At 73.5% G+C, this 17,014-nt stretch carries 16 protein-coding genes and 3 pseudogenes; all 19 read left to right on the forward strand.

Annotated elements, in window-relative coordinates; translation table 11 throughout:
* Positions 1-33: 33 nt before the first annotated feature.
* Entirely contained in the window at positions 34-474 is a 441-nt protein-coding gene (locus ACIQI7_RS15475) for a hypothetical protein (protein WP_401109550.1), read from the forward strand.
* Between the two features lie 28 nt (positions 475-502).
* Positions 503-724 (forward strand): hypothetical protein, encoded by a 222-nt coding sequence (locus tag ACIQI7_RS15480; RefSeq protein WP_401109553.1) that lies wholly within the window; start codon positions 503-505, stop codon positions 722-724.
* The gene (locus ACIQI7_RS15485; RefSeq protein WP_401109557.1) at positions 724-1,887 is read left to right on the forward strand and encodes a DnaB-like helicase N-terminal domain-containing protein; all 1,164 of its coding nucleotides are present in this window, start codon (positions 724-726) and stop codon (positions 1,885-1,887) included. The genes ACIQI7_RS15480 and ACIQI7_RS15485 overlap by 1 nt, the downstream gene beginning before the upstream one ends.
* On the forward strand, positions 1,884-2,465 hold the full coding sequence (locus ACIQI7_RS15490; RefSeq protein WP_401109559.1) for a hypothetical protein: 582 nt from the start codon (positions 1,884-1,886) through the stop codon (positions 2,463-2,465). The genes ACIQI7_RS15485 and ACIQI7_RS15490 overlap by 4 nt, the downstream gene beginning before the upstream one ends.
* A gap of 31 nt (positions 2,466-2,496) precedes the next feature.
* Positions 2,497-3,084 (forward strand): hypothetical protein, encoded by a 588-nt coding sequence (locus ACIQI7_RS15495; RefSeq protein WP_401109562.1) that lies wholly within the window; start codon positions 2,497-2,499, stop codon positions 3,082-3,084.
* Positions 3,081-3,263, forward strand: a pseudogene (locus ACIQI7_RS15500) (DNA methyltransferase); the annotation flags it as partial. The gene ACIQI7_RS15495 and the pseudogene ACIQI7_RS15500, both read left to right, overlap by 4 nt.
* A gap of 121 nt (positions 3,264-3,384) precedes the next feature.
* A pseudogene (locus tag ACIQI7_RS15505) lies at positions 3,385-4,281 on the forward strand (DNA cytosine methyltransferase); the annotation flags it as partial.
* Between the two features lie 156 nt (positions 4,282-4,437).
* On the forward strand, positions 4,438-5,646 hold the full coding sequence (locus ACIQI7_RS15510; RefSeq protein ID WP_401109564.1) for an MFS transporter: 1,209 nt from the start codon (positions 4,438-4,440) through the stop codon (positions 5,644-5,646).
* Positions 5,647-5,673: 27 nt separating this feature from the next.
* Positions 5,674-6,384, forward strand: coding sequence for an HAD family hydrolase (locus ACIQI7_RS15515; protein WP_401109567.1), 711 nt, complete (start codon positions 5,674-5,676; stop codon positions 6,382-6,384).
* A 53-nt stretch (positions 6,385-6,437) separates the two neighbouring features.
* Positions 6,438-7,368: pseudogene (locus ACIQI7_RS15520) on the forward strand (IS5 family transposase).
* 742 nt (positions 7,369-8,110) lie between these two features.
* Positions 8,111-8,281: a hypothetical protein gene (locus ACIQI7_RS15525; RefSeq protein ID WP_401109570.1), complete on the forward strand. Its 171-nt coding sequence runs from the start codon at positions 8,111-8,113 to the stop codon at positions 8,279-8,281.
* A 128-nt stretch (positions 8,282-8,409) separates the two neighbouring features.
* A complete protein-coding gene (locus ACIQI7_RS15530; protein ID WP_401109573.1) occupies positions 8,410-8,598 on the forward strand; it encodes a hypothetical protein in 189 nt (62 codons plus the stop codon).
* Positions 8,599-8,767: 169 nt separating this feature from the next.
* Positions 8,768-11,911 (forward strand): lantibiotic dehydratase, encoded by a 3,144-nt coding sequence (locus tag ACIQI7_RS15535; RefSeq protein ID WP_401109575.1) that lies wholly within the window; start codon positions 8,768-8,770, stop codon positions 11,909-11,911.
* Entirely contained in the window at positions 11,902-13,320 is a 1,419-nt protein-coding gene (locus tag ACIQI7_RS15540) for a lanthionine synthetase C family protein (protein WP_401109578.1), read from the forward strand. The genes ACIQI7_RS15535 and ACIQI7_RS15540 overlap by 10 nt, the downstream gene beginning before the upstream one ends.
* Positions 13,321-13,790: 470 nt before the next feature.
* Positions 13,791-14,354 carry a DUF4913 domain-containing protein gene (locus tag ACIQI7_RS15545; RefSeq protein ID WP_401109580.1) on the forward strand — a complete coding sequence of 188 codons (564 nt, stop codon included), beginning with the start codon at positions 13,791-13,793 and terminating at the stop codon, positions 14,352-14,354.
* Positions 14,351-15,094, forward strand: coding sequence for a glycosyl hydrolase (locus ACIQI7_RS15550; RefSeq protein ID WP_401109581.1), 744 nt, complete (start codon positions 14,351-14,353; stop codon positions 15,092-15,094). Before ACIQI7_RS15545 ends, ACIQI7_RS15550 begins: the two co-directional genes overlap by 4 nt.
* Positions 15,091-15,582, forward strand: coding sequence for a hypothetical protein (locus ACIQI7_RS15555; protein ID WP_401109584.1), 492 nt, complete (start codon positions 15,091-15,093; stop codon positions 15,580-15,582). Before ACIQI7_RS15550 ends, ACIQI7_RS15555 begins: the two co-directional genes overlap by 4 nt.
* Entirely contained in the window at positions 15,579-16,232 is a 654-nt protein-coding gene (locus ACIQI7_RS15560) for a hypothetical protein (protein ID WP_401109586.1), read from the forward strand. Before ACIQI7_RS15555 ends, ACIQI7_RS15560 begins: the two co-directional genes overlap by 4 nt.
* A partial coding sequence (locus ACIQI7_RS15565; RefSeq protein ID WP_401109588.1) for a hypothetical protein occupies positions 16,229-17,014 on the forward strand: 786 nt, incomplete at its 3' end. The genes ACIQI7_RS15560 and ACIQI7_RS15565, both read left to right, overlap by 4 nt.

Consider the following 17,014-nt stretch of genomic DNA (forward strand, 5'->3'; position numbering starts at 1 on the left):
ACCAGCCGCTTGGGGCCGGGCACCCCAGCCGCCGTGCCCGATCCGCCGTTCGCCGGGCATGGCTGGCGCCATCCACGCAAGGACACCTGGGTCTACCAGGAGGTCCATGGGGCTGCCCGCGTGGAGGCGGTCCTGCTGGATGACGGGAACTGGTTCCTGAACCTGTGGTCCGCGCAGTCCCGGCTGCTCGCCGAAGGTTCGGCCCCCGCCGACGAGGTCGCCGCCCTCGCCCCGGCGCTAACTGCCAACGCCGCACGGTGGGCGCCATCGTCCGGCCTTGAGTGCTCCCGGCGCCGCTTCACCGCGACCGCCGAGGCCGTTCGCGCCCACCATCACCCCGTCGCGGACGAGGCCCGGGTCCGGGCAGCCACCGCCTCCTCACCCTCCCGTGCACCGGGTTTGGGCGCGCCGCCGCCAGTCCCGGCCGACGCCGTCGCAGCGGCTGGCCCGGCAACCGCCCGCCGCAGCCGCTGAACCACCGATCGACTCCCGGAAGGTCTTCATGTCCGACACCACTTCACCTGCCGCCCAGCACCGTTCGCCTCAGCTGGCCGGCGCGCCGGTCGTACGGCGCGGCGGCCAGTGGTGGCTGATCAGCGGCACCGGTTCGACCCTGGCCACCGACCCGGTCTTCACCGGCGAGCTGGACCGCTTCGCCGCCGCCCGAGCCGCCGCCGACCAGGCGGTCGCCCGCCTGCGAGCCCAGCGGGACGGAGAAGCGTGATGGACCCGCTGCTCACGGGGGAGCAGGCCGTGCTAGGCGCAGTCCTACTCGACCCGCACCAGCTCGACCGTCTGGACTGGCTGGAGCCGCGCGACTTTTACCGACCGGCGCACCAGGCCCTGTTCACCGCGCTGCGAACCCTGCGTTCCGCTGGCCACCCGGCACTCACCGCCCAAGGAGAGGTGCCGCTGGCCTGGGTCACCGACAGCCTTGCGGAGGCCAGCAAGCACGTGCGCGGGCTGACCGCGCCCTACCCCCACACCCTGATCGCGGCCTGCCCACGCCCTGCCAACGCGCCGGTCTACGGCCGGATGGTGCTGGAGGGCTCCATCCACCGCACCGTCGCCGAGCACTCCACCCGCCTGCTCGCGGCTGCCGACGAGGGCACCCGGCAGCACGAGGTCAAGGACACCGTCGCCCAGGTCGATGTCCTGGCCGGCGTCCTCGCCGACCTCGGCCGGCGTTGGGGAACCCAGCCCCGGTCGCAGGCTCCGATCGCGCCGACAACCGCCGACAGCCCTGCGCCCGCCACGGGCCAGGCCGAGGACGAGCGTTTCCTGCTGGCCCTGCTCGTCCACCAGGACCGGGCGATGGAGGAGGTGTTCGGCTGGCTGCGGCCCGGCGACTTCGCCGACCCGGCCCACGGCCAGCTCTACCGCTGTCTCGGGGCGCTCTATCACCGGGGGGAGCCGATCGATCCGGTCACCGCGCTGTGGGAGGTGCAGCGTCGGGGCCTGCTGGCCGACGGCACTGTCACCGAGGAGCACCTCGCCGCCGTGCTCGGCAACGGTGCGGCTGGCTCGGCCGAGTGGCTCGGCGAGCAGCTCCTGCGCGGCTCCCTCAACCGCACAGCGGCCGTCGCAGCCCGGCACATCGCCGCACACGCCGACGACGACCGACTCGCCCCCGGTCAGCTGATCGGCCAGGCGCTGCACGCCCTCGGTCCGGTCGACCAGGTGCGGGAGCGCTGGCGCACGGCCAACTCCCCGCCCGAACCGCAGCCGCTGCCGCACGCAGACCAGGCCGCCCGCGTCAGCGCCGCGCTCGCCCGCAGCCCCACGCGGGCTGCGAACCGCACGAGGCCGCGCCCCGCCGCCGTGCCGATCCCGCGCACGGTCACCGACCCCATCATCCGCACCCGCCCTCACCGGAGCCCGTCGTGAACACCCCCGTCAGCGAATCCCTCGCCCTGCAGTCCCTGGCCCTCCGCCTCGAAGCGCAGGAGGCGAAGCTGCCCGCCGTGACGAGCCTGCCGACCAGGCTCGCGGACGCATCCTCCGTCGGCCGACAGATCACCGAACTCGGCCACCTGATCGCCGAGATGGGTCAGGCCATCGAAGCGCGGGCAGCCGTGGAGCCTCTCCCCGAGCACGTCCTGCGCACGGCCTGGACCTACGGCGGGGTCGCCGACCGGATGGGCCAGACCGTCTCCGCGCTGGGGGCGGCCACCGACCAGCTCGCGACACTCACCCACCTGGGCCCATTGCGCGGCCGCCGCGACGTCGACCAAGCCCTGGCGACCGCGGGCCAGGTCATCGAGGAAGCGGTCTCGACCGCGCACAGCGAGCTGGCAGAGGCCGGGCGGTCCATCCGGACGACGGTCGCGATCATCGACGCCCAGCGGGCCCGGTTCGAAGCCGCCCGAGCCCGCTCGGCCTTCACCAGCCCGCAGTCCGCGCCGTCCCCGCAGGCTGGCGCCCCGGCACCGGCTGGGTCCCTGTCCCTTGTGCGCTCGCGCTGAACCGCCCCGACAGCATCTCCAGGAACCACCCGTGAACACACCCGTCAACGAGCCGCTCGCCCTGCGCACCAGGGCAAGCGCGCTGCAGCAGCAGGAAGCGCTCCTGCCTACCACCGGACCCGCCGAGGTACCCGATGCCGTTCAGGTCGGTCGGCAGATAGCCGCGCTCGGTACGCTGATCCGGGATCTGGGGGACGAGCTCTCCGCCCGCGCCGCCAGGCAACCCGCGCACGTCGACACGATCCGCGCCGCAATGGCGTACGCCGAAGCCGTCGGCAGTCTCGGGGAAGCCTCCGCCGCTCTCGGAACGGTCGCCCAGCAAATCGGATTCCTCGGCAAGACCGCCGAGGTCCGTCATCTCCGCTGGGCCCGGGAGGCCCGCAAGGACGCGGTTCGGGTGATCGAGTACGCCGTCGAAGCCGCCCGCGACGAACTGCGCCACGGCGCCCAGACGCTGGTCCAGACCGCCCGGCGTCTCTCTCCATCGTCCGACGACCTACGTCAGCAAGCAGCGCTGAGCCGATCGGCCACCGCCGCCCCGCCTGTCCCAGCGGCTCCGGGCGGCCCGGCACTCGCAACGGCCGCACCTGCTGCCCCCGCCGCCCAGAGCCGACGGTGACGCCGACACTCCCGGTCCCTGACCGCGGCCCGCTGGTCGGGAGCCTGTGCTCCGGGTACGGAGGTCTCGACCTCGGGGTACTGGCCGCGTTCGGCGGCCGAGTCGCCTGGCACGCCGAGGTCGACCCGGGCGCCTCCCGGATCCTGGCCCGGCACTGGCCGCACGTGCCGAACCTGGGCGACATCACGGCCATCAACTGGGCCTCCATTCCGCGGGTGTGCGTCCTCACGGCCGGCTTCCCCTGTCAAAGACGTCTCGGTCGCCGGCCGCCGAGCCGGACTCAACTCCGAAACCCGCTCCGGGCTGTGGCTGCACGTGGCACGTGCTGTCGAAGCCCTCCGCCCACACCTCCTGGTGGTCGAGAATGTACGAGGACTCCTCACCTCCCCCGCCGGTGCCCCTGGCGACGTGGAATGGTGCCCGTGGTGTCTGGGAGACGACCCAACCCGGCCTGCTCTGCGAGCACTTGGCGCCGTACTCGGCACCCTGGCCGACCTCCGGTACGACGCGAAGTGGCTCGTGCTTCGCGCCTCCGACGTCGGCGCACCCCATCACCGGGCCCGGGTCTTCCTCGCCGCCTGGCCCACCGACCACGGTGCTGCTCAAGACCCCGACCAGCAACATCGCGACGAACGGCGGCAGCCAGCATCCGGAGAAGAGGAAGCACGGCGGCCACGGCCCGAACCTGGCGGACGAGGTGGAGTGGCTGCTGCCCACGCCGAAGGCGTCGGACGGGGTCAAGGGTTCGCCGAACCAGCGGCACGGCGGCGGGGACCTGACTCTGACCTCGGCAGCCACCTCGCTCTGGCCCTCCTCACCTCGGCATCCGACATCGCGCTCCCCCTGGCGGCCCACTCCGCCCGCACCGGTGGCGGAGGCCTTGGCGTTGTGGCCGGAGGCGACGCCGCAGTCCGGCTCGACCCCGGACGGTGGGGACCGTACGCCGCCGCCGTCGCCCGGTGGGAGACGCTCACCCGCCCGGCACCGCCGGCCGCCGACGAGGGCGGCAAGCTCCGGGCCGAGTTCGTCGAGTGGATGCAAGGGCTCCCGCCGGGCTGGGTGACCGCCACCCCGGGCCTGGGCCGACCCGCCCAGCTCACCGCACTCGGCAATGGCGTCGTCCCCCAACAGGCCAGCCGAGCAGTGCAGTTGCTGGCGCCTCCTTTTCCTCCGTGTCCGCGCTGTCGTACCGGGTGAGGGGCTTCTACCTCTTTCTCTCGGCCGTACCTAATCCCGGATTCCGCGGACTCTTCTGCCCGCAGCCGCACCGAGCCGAGGGGGCTGTCATGCCTGCGCATGCCACGGTCCGGCGCGCCCGCGCGCCGCCGGCCGTACGACCGAAGGACCTCCTCCTTGAACACCACCACCGCCTGTGGCCCAGCCCAGGACAGCAGCTACCGCGCTGTCCTGGGCTCGCCGCACGTCGCCCGTCTGCTGAGCGGCACCCTGATCGGCCGCCTGCCCACCGGCATGGCGCCGATCGCGATCCTCCTGCTGGTGCGCGCCGAGCACGGACCACTCGCCCTCGCCGGGACGCTCGGCGCCCTGTACGGCCTCGCCTCGGCCATCGGGCAGCCGCTGCTCGGCCGCCTGGTCGACCGCCACGGCCAGACCCGGGTCCTCGTCCCGGCCATGATCGCGGCCAGTACGGCGTTCCTGCTGCTGCCGTGCACCGGTCCAGTGCGCCACCCGGTGCTCGCCGCGATGACGGTCCTGCTGGCGGGGCTGGCGACACCACCGCTGGAAGCGGGCCTTCGGGCGCTGTGGCCGGTGCTGCTGCCCAACGCCGAGCGCCAGCGCGCCGCCCTCGCCCTGGACAGCAGCACCCAGGGCCTGGTCTTCGTCGCAGGCCCCCTCCTGGCCACCGGCTTCGCCGCCGGCGCCGGAGCGACCACCGCGCTGGTGGCGACCGCGGCGCTCGGACTGCTCGGCACCAGCCTGGTCATCACGGCCCGGCCCTCCCGAGCCTGGACTCCGACGGAGTTCACCGAACAGGTGCACTGGACGGGTCCGCTGCGGGTGCCGGGACTTCGGGTGCTGTTCGCCTCGCTGATCGGCACCGGTGTCGCGCTCGGCGCCGTCAACGTCCTGGCGCTGTCTGCCGCCGAGCGCCACCATGCCGGATGGCTGGCCGGACTGATGCCGGCCGCGCTGTCCATCGGCAGCATGCTCGGCGGCCTCGCCTACGGCCGCCACGCCTGGCCCGGCTCCCCCGCCAAGCACCTGGTTGCCGCCTCGATCGGCTTCGCCGCCGGATGGCTGCCGCTGCTGCCTGACCCCGCGCCCGCCGTCGCCGCCCTCGGCGCCGTGCTGCCCGGCACCTTCCTCGCGCCGCTGCTGACCGCCGCGTTCCTCACCGTCGACCGCCTCGCCCCCAAGGGCGAATCGACCGAGGCGTTCGCCTGGCTGATCGCCTGCATCGGCATCGGCCAGGCCGCCGGCACCGCCCTCGCCTCCCTCGCTGCCACCGGCGGCCCGCAGTTCATCGCGCTGGTCCCCCTCGCTGGGGCCGCCGCCGCCCTGTGGCTGCTGCGCCGCTTCCGGCAGCACCTCTCCGCCTGATCACCACCACCCCGAAAGCACCCCGCCGTGAACAACACTCTGCGCTTTGATGCCGCAACGCCCGCCACCCGCCTGCACGTTGTCTGGGACTGGAACGGGACGGTCAAGGACGACCTCGACGACCACGTCTCCGCCCTGAACGCGACGCTGCCCACCCTCGGCGGCCAGCCTGTCGACCGGGACACCTACCGGGCCAAGCACACCGTGCCGATCCCGAAGTTCTACGCCCGCCTCCTCGGACGCGAGATCACCGAGCAGGAGTGGATCTCCAGCGACACCGCCTTCCTGGAACACCTGCGCGCCCAGCCGGTGCGCATACGCGACGGCGCGGTCGAGCTGATGGCCGCCCTGCGCGAGGCTGGCCACACCCAGTCGCTGCTCTCCCTGTGCCCGCACGACACCCTGGTCCGCGAGGTCGGGCAGGCCGGCATCGGCCACTTCTTCGAGCGGTACGAGGGTCGCACCGGCCCCTCCGGTGGCACCAAGGCCGCTCCGCTCGCCGCCCACCTGGACGCCCTCGGTCTCACCGGCCAGGCACACCGGGTGCTGCTGGTCGGCGACGCGGTCGATGACGCCGACGCCGCGCACGCCAACGGTGCGCTCGCGGTCCTGCACACCGGCGGCCTGCACCACCCCGCCAAGCTCGCCGCCACCGGCCACCCGCTCACCGACACCCTCACCAACGCCGTCGCCCTCGGCCTGCGCCTGGCCGCCGAGCGCCATCCGGCCTGCGACTAGGACTTGTCCGCCCGATCATGTGACTATCGCCGGCCTTGGTCGTTGGTTCGGGCATGGGGCGGGGTGATCTGACGATGCGGAGTGGGAGCGGCTGAGGCCGTTCCTGCCGGTCAGCGACAGGCGTTGTGGCAGATGGCGGGATCATCGGCAGGTGATCGACGGGATTCTGCACCGGGTGCGGACGGGTGTGCAGTGGCGTGATCTTCCCGAGCGGTTCGGGCCGTGGAAGACGGTCTACGAGCGCCACCGGCTGTGGTCGGCCGACGGGACCTGGGAACGGCTGCTCCAGCAGGTCCAGGCCGAAGCGGACGCGGCCGGCGACATCGACTGGGACATCTCGGTCGACTCGACCATCGTGCGGGCCCACCAGCACGCGGCGGGTGCCCGTACTGACCCTCCGCCGGTCCTGGCGTCAAAGGGGGCTGGGCCAGGAGAACACCAGGGCGAGACGCCGTGGCAGAGCCTCGTCGCCCGCCTGGTGGAGGCGGTGGAGGAGGCGAGGGCCTTGGTCGCTTGCGGGGCGGGTTCACCACCAGGGTCTACCTGAGTGCGGACGGCCGCTGCCGCCCGCTGTCCCTGGTCGTCACGCCGGGGCAGCGGGCGGACTGCACCCGGTTCGAGCCCGTGCTGGAGAAGATCCGCGTCCTGCGGACCGGGCCGGGCAGGCCCCGCAAGACGCCCGACAGCTTGGCCGCCGACAAGGCCTACAGCAACGGACCGTGCCGCTTCTACCTACGCAGACGCGGCATCAGGCACACCGTCCCGGAGAAGACCGACAGCCGGGCCGCCCGCCTGCGCAAGGGCTCACGCGGCGGACGTCCACCGGGCTTCGACGAGGAGCGGTACAAGAAACGCAACACCGTCGAACGGGCCATCAACAGGCTCAAGCACGCCCGAGCGGTCGTTACCAGATACGACAAACGCGGCTACGTCTACCTCGGCACCGTCACCGCAGCCGCCCTCGTCATCTGGCTCCGCACATGATCGCCCGGACAACTCCTAGTAGTGCTTTGTTAGGAGGATTGTCGCATCGTGTGGTCGGCAGTTCTCTGCACAAGCCCCACATGTAAGCCAGCGCCGACTCCCGCGACTCACTCCGCGTAAACCGGTGAGCAAACCGCCCATGCAGCTCAGCCAGCCCGTCCGACCAACGACGAGCAACAACCTCGGATTTCCCCCCACCCACGAACGGCTCAACGAGCGAACCCAACACCCTTCACGGCAAGCACCGTTGCAGTACTAGGCCGTGGCCGGCGACGGGCCGATGTCACCGAATCGGCAGCGCCGGCGGGGGCTGCGCATCACTTTCGGCTCCCGGCTCCCGTTGCTCCCGCCGCAGACCTCGTGCGGGCCCGGTCCGGCCGCCGCGAGCAGTCCCTCGGGCCGGCTCTGCGACCCGCTGTTGCCCGCCCGGGTGGCCGCCGAGAGGATCGTCTTCGCGCCCATCGTCGCCGGGCAGCTCTTCGCGCCGAACGGAGGCCACCACCCACCACCCTGGTCCCCGGTGCGGGCCCGCGTATCCGCCCCGCCCCGGTGCGCGGCCGGCCCGGCCGGAGACGGAGACGGCGCTGCACGGTCAGGCCGCACGTTGCCCGGCACCCGTCTCACCGTTCCCGTTGAGCACAGAGGGCCATTGCGGTGACGGGTGGCATGTGGAGCGCGGGTGCGGTGGTACCTGATAGTGCCGGTGGTCCCGCCGGTGCCAACCGTCTCCGAGGAGCGACCCGTGAGCCCCACGACCCTGAACCTTCCGTCCGTCTTCAGCGAGGACGACTTCGACCTCGACGTCCGTGAGCTACTGGACGCCGAGCGCGCGGACGATCCCGGCCAGGCGCAGACCTTCACGTGCACCGCCTATTCGATCGTAATCTGTCCGTACACCTCGGTCTGTGACTGACCGAGACCCGTTCCGTCTGCGTCACGCCGGGGCCATTGCGGTGAGGGGTGGCATGTGGAGCGCGGGTGCGGTGGTACCTGATGGTGCCGGTGGTCCCGCCGGTGCTAACCGTCTCTGAGGAGCGACCCGTGAGCCCCACGACCCTGAACCTTCCGTCCGTCTTCAGCGAGGACGACTTCGACCTCGACGTCCGTGAGGTGCTCGCCGCCGAACACGTCGCGGACGGTGGACCCGCCATGGCGGCCACCGGGACCACGATGTGCTGCACTGTCCCGTCGAACGTGATCTGTCAGACCGACCTGCTCTGCCAGAGCTGACCGTTCGGTGTTCGTCGTGGGGCCGGTCGCCGACGATGGCGACCGGCCCCGCGGCGGGTACCGCGTCCTTCCGGGTGATGTTCGGTTGCGCTTGCCAGGGCGCCGGCCGTCTCCGCCCGGACAATCGTGCGCGAACGGTCCTGGCGGTCGGGGCCGGAGGGAGGCCCGGATGCAGGACGCAGCCCAGCCGCTGTTCACGCTCGCGGGCATCGGCATGCTCCGCAGTCCGGCGCAGGCGCTGTGCCGCGCCGAGGTGACGCAGGTGGACCTGCCGGCCGGCGGGCCGGAGGAGGTCGGGCGCAGTGTCGAGTACCTGCGGACGCTGGCCGACGACCCGCTGTTCCGCGAGGCGGTCACGGTGTCGAGTCCGGCGCTGGCCCGCCGGTGGACCCGGATCCTTGCCGGCGAGGACTGCGCGCTGCCTGAACTGCGCCGAGCCGTGCGGGCTTTGACGGCCTACCGGATCAGGATGGCGACCCGCTGTACCCCGTTCGGGCTGATGGCCGGCGTGGCGCCGGTGGCGTTCGCCGACGCGCCCGGTGACGCCGAGGTCCGGCTCGGTGGCGGGCACCGGCGGGTGGCGCGGGTCGAGCGGGACTGGCTGGGTGCGCTCGTGCAGGGGTGGGTCACCCGCCCGGGGGTGCTGCGGGGGCTGCGCGTCGTGGCGAACAACCTGTGCTCGGTGCGCGGCGATCGCGTGGTCCTTCCGTACCTCCCCGCGGGCTCCTCCGACGAGGCGGTGCGCGAGGTGAGCGTGCGGCACACCGAGGCGGTGCGCGCAGCCCTCGACATCGGTCAAACTCCCTGCCGCTTCGAGGAGTTGGAGCAGCGGTTGGCGGCGCTCCTGCCGTCCGCTCCGTCGGGGGCGATCGCGCGGCTGCTGGGTCGCCTCGTCGAGAAGGAGTTCCTGCTCACGGAGGTGCGTCCGCCGGCGGAGAGCCCGGACGCCACCGGGCACGTCCTTTCCGTGCTCGCGGGCACCGACCCGGCGGAGCTGCCCGAGCTCGCCGAACTGCGCGCCGTCGAAGGCGACTTGGCCCGGTACGCGGGAAAGCCGGCAGGGGCGGGGCTGGAGGAGTGGGAGGCGGCGACCGCGCGGATGCGACGCCTGCAGGCCCGGGATCGGCTGGTGCACGTCGACCTCGCGCTCGACGCCGAGGTCCGGCTCCCGTCCGCCGTGGGCGCCGAGGCCGTCCGGGCGGCCACGCTGCTGTGGCAGCTGTCGCCGCGCCTGCCCGTTTCACCCGAACTCGACCACTACCACCAGGAGTTCACGGAACGCTACGGTGCCGGTCGGGCGGTGCCGCTGGCCGAGGCGCTGGATCCCGTCGTCGGGTTGGGGGCGCCGTCCGAGCCGAAGCCGTCGGTGGAGCGGGCGGACCCGGAGCGCGACCGGCTGCTGCTTGAAGCGGCCCTGGAGGCCGCGCTGTCGGGCGCGGAGGAGGTGGCGCTCGACGATGGGCACCCGCTCGTCACCGCCCTGCGCGAACGGCACGGGGCCGCCCGGTCGCGGTCCGTCGAGTTCGCCGTCCGGCTGCTCGCGCGCTCCGCCGACGCGTTGCGCGAGGGCGACTTCCGGCTGGTCGTCGTCGGCGGCTTCCCCTCCCAGGCGGTCAACACCTTCGGGCGTTTCGCGCACCTGCTCCCGGCCGACCAGCAGCAGCGGCTCGCCGAACTCGCCCGCGCGGAGCGGACGCTGTCCCACCACACCGACGTCCTGCACGCTCAGGTGACGTTCCGGGCCCGCAACGGCCGCGGCGACAACGTGGTCCAGGTGCCGCAGTGGCTGCCGCACCGGCTGCCGGTCGGCGTGTTCGCCGACCCCGCCGCCTCGGACACCCTCCGCCTTGCCGACCTCGCGCTGTGCGCCGACCAGGAGCGCCTGTTCGTCGTGGACGGCGCGAGCGGACGCGAAGTCGCCCCGACGGTCTTCCACTGCCTCGACGTCCCCCGCCTCGCCCCGGACACCGTCCGGCTGCTCACCGACCTCGCGGACGTCGGCGCGCGCGGCAGCCACAGCTGGGACTGGGGCCGGGCCGCCGCCTTGCCCTACCTGCCGCGCGTCACCTACGGCCGCTCGATCCTCGCGCCGGCCCGCTGGCGACCCACCCGGGCCCTCCTCGACCGGCGAGCGTCCTTCGCGGACTGGACCCACGCCGTCCGGCAGTGGCGGCGACGCTGGCGCGTTCCCGGCCGGATCCGCCTGCGCTTCGGCGACCAGACACTCGAACTGAGCCTCGACCACTCCCTTCATCTCCGTCTGCTCCACCACGAGTTGGGACGCCGCCCGCAGACCGTCCTGGAGGAACTGCCGGACGCCGACGGCAGCGGGAGCGGCTGGCTGGCCAGCCCCGAGGGCGGGCACCGCAACGAGCTGATCGTCCCGCTGCTGGCCGCCCCCGCCGGTTCCCGGCCGTCGGCGCGCCCGCCCGCCCCGCGCCGGGCCGCCCCGGCCGAGCACCTGCCCGGCGGCGAGTGGCTGTACGCCGCACTGCACTGCGCCGCCGACCACCACAACGAGCTGCTCGCCCGACATCTGCCGGCGCTCATCGCCGAGCTGCCGCCCGAGGTGGACCGCTGGTTCTTCCTGCGCTACGCCGACCCGGACCCCCACCTGCGGCTGCGCTTCCACGGCACGCCGCAGGCGCTCACCGCAGAGCTGCTGCCCCGCCTGCACCGCTGGGCCACCTCACTGCGCGCCCGCCGACTGGTCCGCGGGCTGCGGCTCGACACCTACGACCCCGAGCTGGAACGCTACGGCGGCCCCGACGCGATCGCCGCCGCCGAGCGGGCCTTCCACGCCGACTCCCTGGCCGCCGTCGAAGCCCTCGCCCACGCCGAACACGGCGCCCTCGACCTGGAACCCGTCCTGCTCGCCGCCGTCGGCACCATCCACCTCGCCCGCAGCTTCTGGACCGCCCACACCGGAGACGAAACCGCCTGGAGCGACTGGCTGCTGGGCGCGGTCCCACGCGACGAGCAGCACCGCGAGTTCCGCAGCCGCCGCCGCGAGGCCCTCGCCCTCGTCGACCCGTACGCGCACTGGGCGGCGCTTCGCGGCCGGCCCGGCGGGCGCGAACTGCTCACCGCCTGGCAGTCGCGGGACCACGCCCACACCCAGTACGCCCTGGTTCTTCGGGAGTTGGGAGACCGGTCGTGGTCCGACCCGACGCAGGTGCTGCTCTCGCTGCTGCACATGCGCCACAACCGGCTGCTCGGCATCGACCGCGCCGGCGAGGCCACCGCGATGGCGATCGCCCGGGGCGCCGTCGAAGCCCACCTCGAACGCCGCAGGAGGACCACGTGTCCGTGACCGCCCTCCAGGAGCGCGCCGCCCACATCGTCGCCGAGCTGGCCGAACGGCTCGCCGACCCGGACGGGGTGGCCGCCCGGGCCACCGCCGAGGGCAACGTCGACCACCTCCCGGGCCGGGCGGAGCAGACGCCGCCGTGGGCGCCGCTCGGGCTCGCCGAAGGCCACCCGGGGGTGGCCCTGCTGTTCGCCGAACTCGCTGATTCTATCGGCGGGCTGAGGGCAGCCGGGCACGCCCATCTGCGGGCCGCTGCGGCCGGCCTGGCCGGGCCGCAGCCGACCGGACTGTTCGCCGGACCGGCCTCCCTCGCCCACGCCGCGCGCCTCGCCCGCCACCGCCCGGGCGACTACGCCAGCCTGCTCGACTCCCTCGACGCCTGGATCGCCGACCGCCTGCGCAGCCTGCTGACCGTCGAGCGGCAACGCCTGGACGCCGGGCGCGCCGGGGTGCGGCTGAGTGCCTTCGACGTCATCAGCGGCACCGCCGGACTCGGCCGCTACCTCCTGCTCACCCCCGACCGGCACCGCCCGCTGCTGGAGGACACCCTCACCCACCTCGTCCGCCTGACCCGCCCCGTCGACGTCAACGGCATTGCGCTGCCCGGCTGGTGGGCGCCGACCATCCCCGGCGCCGGCCCGCAGGACTCCGTGGGGCACGCCAACCTCGGCCTCGCCCACGGCATCAGCGGCCCGCTCGCCCTGCTCGCCCTCGCCTGGCGCTCCGGCGTGCGGGTGGCCGGCCACCCGCAGGCCGTCCACACCATCGTGGACCACCTGCTGGAATGGCAGCACGCCGACGGCAGTTGGCCACAGGTCGTCGGCCACGACGCCCTGCTCGCCGGTCCGGGCGGCGGCGGTTCGAGCGAAGGCGCTTCGGGCGCCGCTGGCTCGACCGGGGATGGTGCAGGCGAGGGCGGCCCGTCCGGGGGCGGCGCGGGCGGGAACGGCCGGAGGATGATCGCCTGGTGCTACGGCACCCCGGGCGTCGCGCGTGCGTTGCAGCTCGCGGGCCTGGCCCTGGACCGCGCCGACTGGCGGCGGCGCGCCGAGGACGCCCTGTCGAGCGTCCTCGGCGATCCCGCCGACGCCCTCCCCGACACCTCGCTGTGCCACGGCCGGGCCGGCGTCCTCCACATCGCCACGCTGATGGCCCGCGACAGCGGCGACCCGCGCCTGACCGCCCGGCTGCCGGCCCTGCTGTCGCGAGTCCTCGACGCGTACGACCCCGCGCAGCCCTTCGGCTTCCGCTACGACCGCCCGTCCCTGCCCGGCTCCGTCTCGCCGGCCCCGCACCGCGCGGGCTTCCTCGACGGAGCCGCCGGCATCGCCCTCGCCCTCACCGCTCACCGCGCCGGGCCGGCCAGCAGCGGTGCGGCGACTGCCTGGGACACGACGCTGCTGCTCAACTGACCCACCACCGGCCGGTCTCGGCAGGACCGGTACGAGCATCGGCACCGTGCCAGGCACTGCAACGGTGTTCGCCGCGACGGTTGTGGGCTTCGCGCGTCGGACCGTTCGGGGCGATATCTCCGAGGCCGTTGCTCGTCGTCGGTCGGACGGGCTTGCTTGCCCGCGCGGCCCGCTCACCGGTTCGCGCCAGACCTGTCCGCCGCAGCACTGCCCACGTCCTGCACTGGTCCCGCTGGCGCCGTCGACGCCAACACCAGCCCGCACCAGCCACTACAAGCGACGACGCCACAGCCCAAGAGCTGAAGCCTCGTCACTATAAGCACCGTTGCAGTACTAGCACGAGTTGGCGGCCGCACCAAACCGCCGATCCTGCGAATCCTCTGTCCATCGCCGCTTCACCGGAGCCCCGCCGTGACCCGAAGAAGACCCGCCGTCCCCGCCCTCGTACGCCCGAACCACCTGGATGTGCCATGTCCGACCCGATGCCGGGCACCCCCGAGCCCGAGCCGATCCGCATCCCCGACGAGGACCTCGACGACCTCGTCAGCGCCCTGAACCGCACCATGGCCGAGGTCCGCCACCACGGCGTCATCCTCGACCGCCTCGGCGCCGAAGCCGACCACGAGCCGGACCCCGAGCCCGCCGACGAACCCGACGCCGACACACCGCTGTTCATCCTCGCGATGGGTGGCGCCCGGTACGCCGCCGAGCTGGCCGAGCTGTCGTTTTGGGTCACCCACATCCTCCTGCCCGTCTACGGCCGGGAGATCAGCTCCACCCGCCCCTGGTGCGCCAAGTGGCACGAGCACCCCGAGGCCGTCGCCCGCCTCCACGGCCTGTGGCTCGCCTGGCAGCAGCTCACCGCCGCCGAGGCCGGTCAGGCCGGACCCGCCACCTGGCACCGCGACCACCTGGATCACGCCCTCCTCCAGCTCCGGTCGCCGGACGGCCCGTTCGCGGCGTGCACCACCAGCCCGTCCCGGCCCGCCCACCGCGTCCTGGCCACCCCCGACCAGCTGGGACTCGCCGCATGACCCCGACGCTCGACCTCCAGGTCGACGGCCTGACCCCCGCCGACGAGAAGTCCGCCGATCTGTTCGACGGAATGCACGAGGAGGAGTTCAAGGTCCTCGCCCAGTACGACGTCGGCGAGCGCTCCTTCGTTCTGGCCTTCGACACCACCGCAACCTGGGCCATGCTCTACGGCGAGCCGAACGTGGCCGCCTTCGACGTCGTCCGCCATCGGGACCAGGAGTCGTTCAGTCTGCGCACGTCGCAGCACGCGAACCTCGCGTTCGCGCGCAAGTGGCTGATCGAGCGAGGGTGCCCGTCCGACGCCCTCCAGCTGGCCTGGATGCGCCCCGGCGACGAGCTGACGACGCGCGTCGAGGAGCGGATCCACCGCTCCGGCGACCGCTACGAGGTCATCGACCAGCTGGCCATGGACGGCGAAGCCACCGAGGCGTGGACGATTGCTGTCGACCGGAGCGCCCCCGAACTGCCGGCGCGCCTGTTCCTCGAAGAGCTCCAGCCCGACCGCGGCACCTACACGCTCCGCGAGGGCGCCTTCCCCGACGTGGAATCGGCGTGGCGGTGGACGCGTACAGATCTCGGCCCCCTGCCGTTGGCGCCCGAGGACCGCGATCCGGAAGCCAACCGCACCCGCGCCGCCCTCGCCCGCAGTACCGCCCCGTCCATCAGCGTCGCCGCCGTCGTGGCCGCCGCCCCCGCTGCAGCCGCCGTCGCCCGTCCCGATCGGGGGCGGTCGCTGTGACGCGCGCGAAGTTCGGCTTCTCCGCCCATCCCGACGCCATCGCTGACCTGCGCCAACTCCCCGATGCCGTCCGTGACCAGGCGCTGCTGCACCTGCAGGACCTCGTGCACGGTGAGCGCGTCGCCAAGCGGCTCGAGGGCCGACTGGAGGGCTGTCACAAGATCTACCTCGGCGTCGGGGACCAGTGGGCGAGCCACCGCCTGGTCGTGCAGTTCCGCGACGCCCCGCCGAACTCAAAGCACGGGCGCGAGGTCCACCTCGTCGCCGCCGGGCCGCGGCTGGACTATGCGGTATACCGCTCCGCCCAGAACCGCCTGGGCCGCACCGGCCTCAACCTTCCGGCGGGCCTCAGCCCCGCCGAGGAAGCCCGGGTGCGCGCCGCCCGCGCCCGCTGCACCAGCCCGGCACCCGCGGCTGCCCCCAGCGCTGCCTACACCACCGCCTCCCCCGGCTACACCGCCAATCCCCCTGCACGAAAGGCCCGATGATGACCGCCGCCCCCACCCACGCCGACCTCGCCACCTGGCTCGTCGAGGCCGCCGAGGCTGTCTCCGGCATTGTCACCACCCAGCACTCCACCCCGCTGTCCCGCTCCTACCTCCACCCCGTCCTGGGCCCGCTCGCCTCCGGCCCAGCGGTCCTCACAGCCCTCGCGGACCGAATGGAGGACCTACTCGACGAGGAACTCCCGACCACCCCCGCCACGCTGTTCACCCTGGCCTCCTACGCCTCCGCCCTGGGCTGGCTCACCGAATCGCTCTCCGAGCTGACGCAGACCGTCGACGCCCTGGCCACTATGGCCGGCCTTCCGCCGCACCCCGGTGCCTCACCGACCGTCCCCGCAGAGCTGGAGGGCTTCGACCTCTCCGGCTACACCCCGCGCGACCAGGAGACGGTCGCCTCCCTGGCGGCCGAAGCCGCGCTCCCGCCCGGCCTCTACCTCCAGCTCCTGGGCCGGGCCCTGCTCACCGCCTCCGACTTCACCGAGGCCTGCACGGAGATCATCGGGGCCCTGACCGAGGACGCCCACGACCTCCTCAAGGAGACCGTCAGCTTCGTCCGCCTCGGCGGTGAGGGCCCCGACAGCCTGCCCACCCTGGTCCGCTCCCTCATCGCCCGGATGGAGACGGACGAGTGAACCCGCACGACCAGCACACGAGGCCCGCGGCCCACCGGGTCCACGAGCAGCTCGGCGTGGACGACGTCTGGACCCTGCTGCGGCGCCACCCCGAGGACAGCCCCGAGGCCGGCCTCGCCTGGCATCTCGCTTCCTCTGCCACCGCCGTCGACGGCATCCACCGCGAGCTGACCGCCACCGCGAAGGCGGCCGTCGCGAAGCTGTCGCCGGTCGCGGCCGGCGAGCACGCCGGACAGTCCACGTACGACGGCATCCTGCGGGAGACCGGCCTGCGGATCGACCTGCTCGCCGCCCGCCGGGAAGCGGCCTTCGCCCAGTTCGCGGCCTCCCTGACCGCTTACGCCCGGTGCACCGGTGCCGACCGGAAGGCCACGAGTAGCGAACGGTCCCGGCGACAGAGCACGCCCCAGCAGGCCCTCGTCGGCCTGGGCGCCTGGGACGACGAACAAGGCGTCACTCGAATGGCATTGCGCGAGGTGCAACTCGGGGACCTGTGGCTGCGCGAGAACGGGCTCGGCGGCAAGGACGTCATCCGCAGCAACGGCCTCGGGACGACGGTCGAGGCCGAGACAGTCGAGCCACTGATCGACGCCGGCCTGATCGCGGCCGATACCAGCACCTCCTGCGCCGGCATGGGACACATGCTCTCGCTCACCTCGGCGGGCCATAGGGCGCTGGAAGTAGCCCACGCCGCCCGGCAGCGCGCAGCAGCCGCTTCCTACCGCGACAGGGCCACCGCCGTGGCCTCCTGGGGCGGGGGGGGGGGGGGCGGGGGCGGCGGG

It is taken from the genome of Kitasatospora sp. NPDC092039 (assembly GCF_044756065.1).
Lineage (GTDB): Bacteria > Actinomycetota > Actinomycetes > Streptomycetales > Streptomycetaceae > Kitasatospora.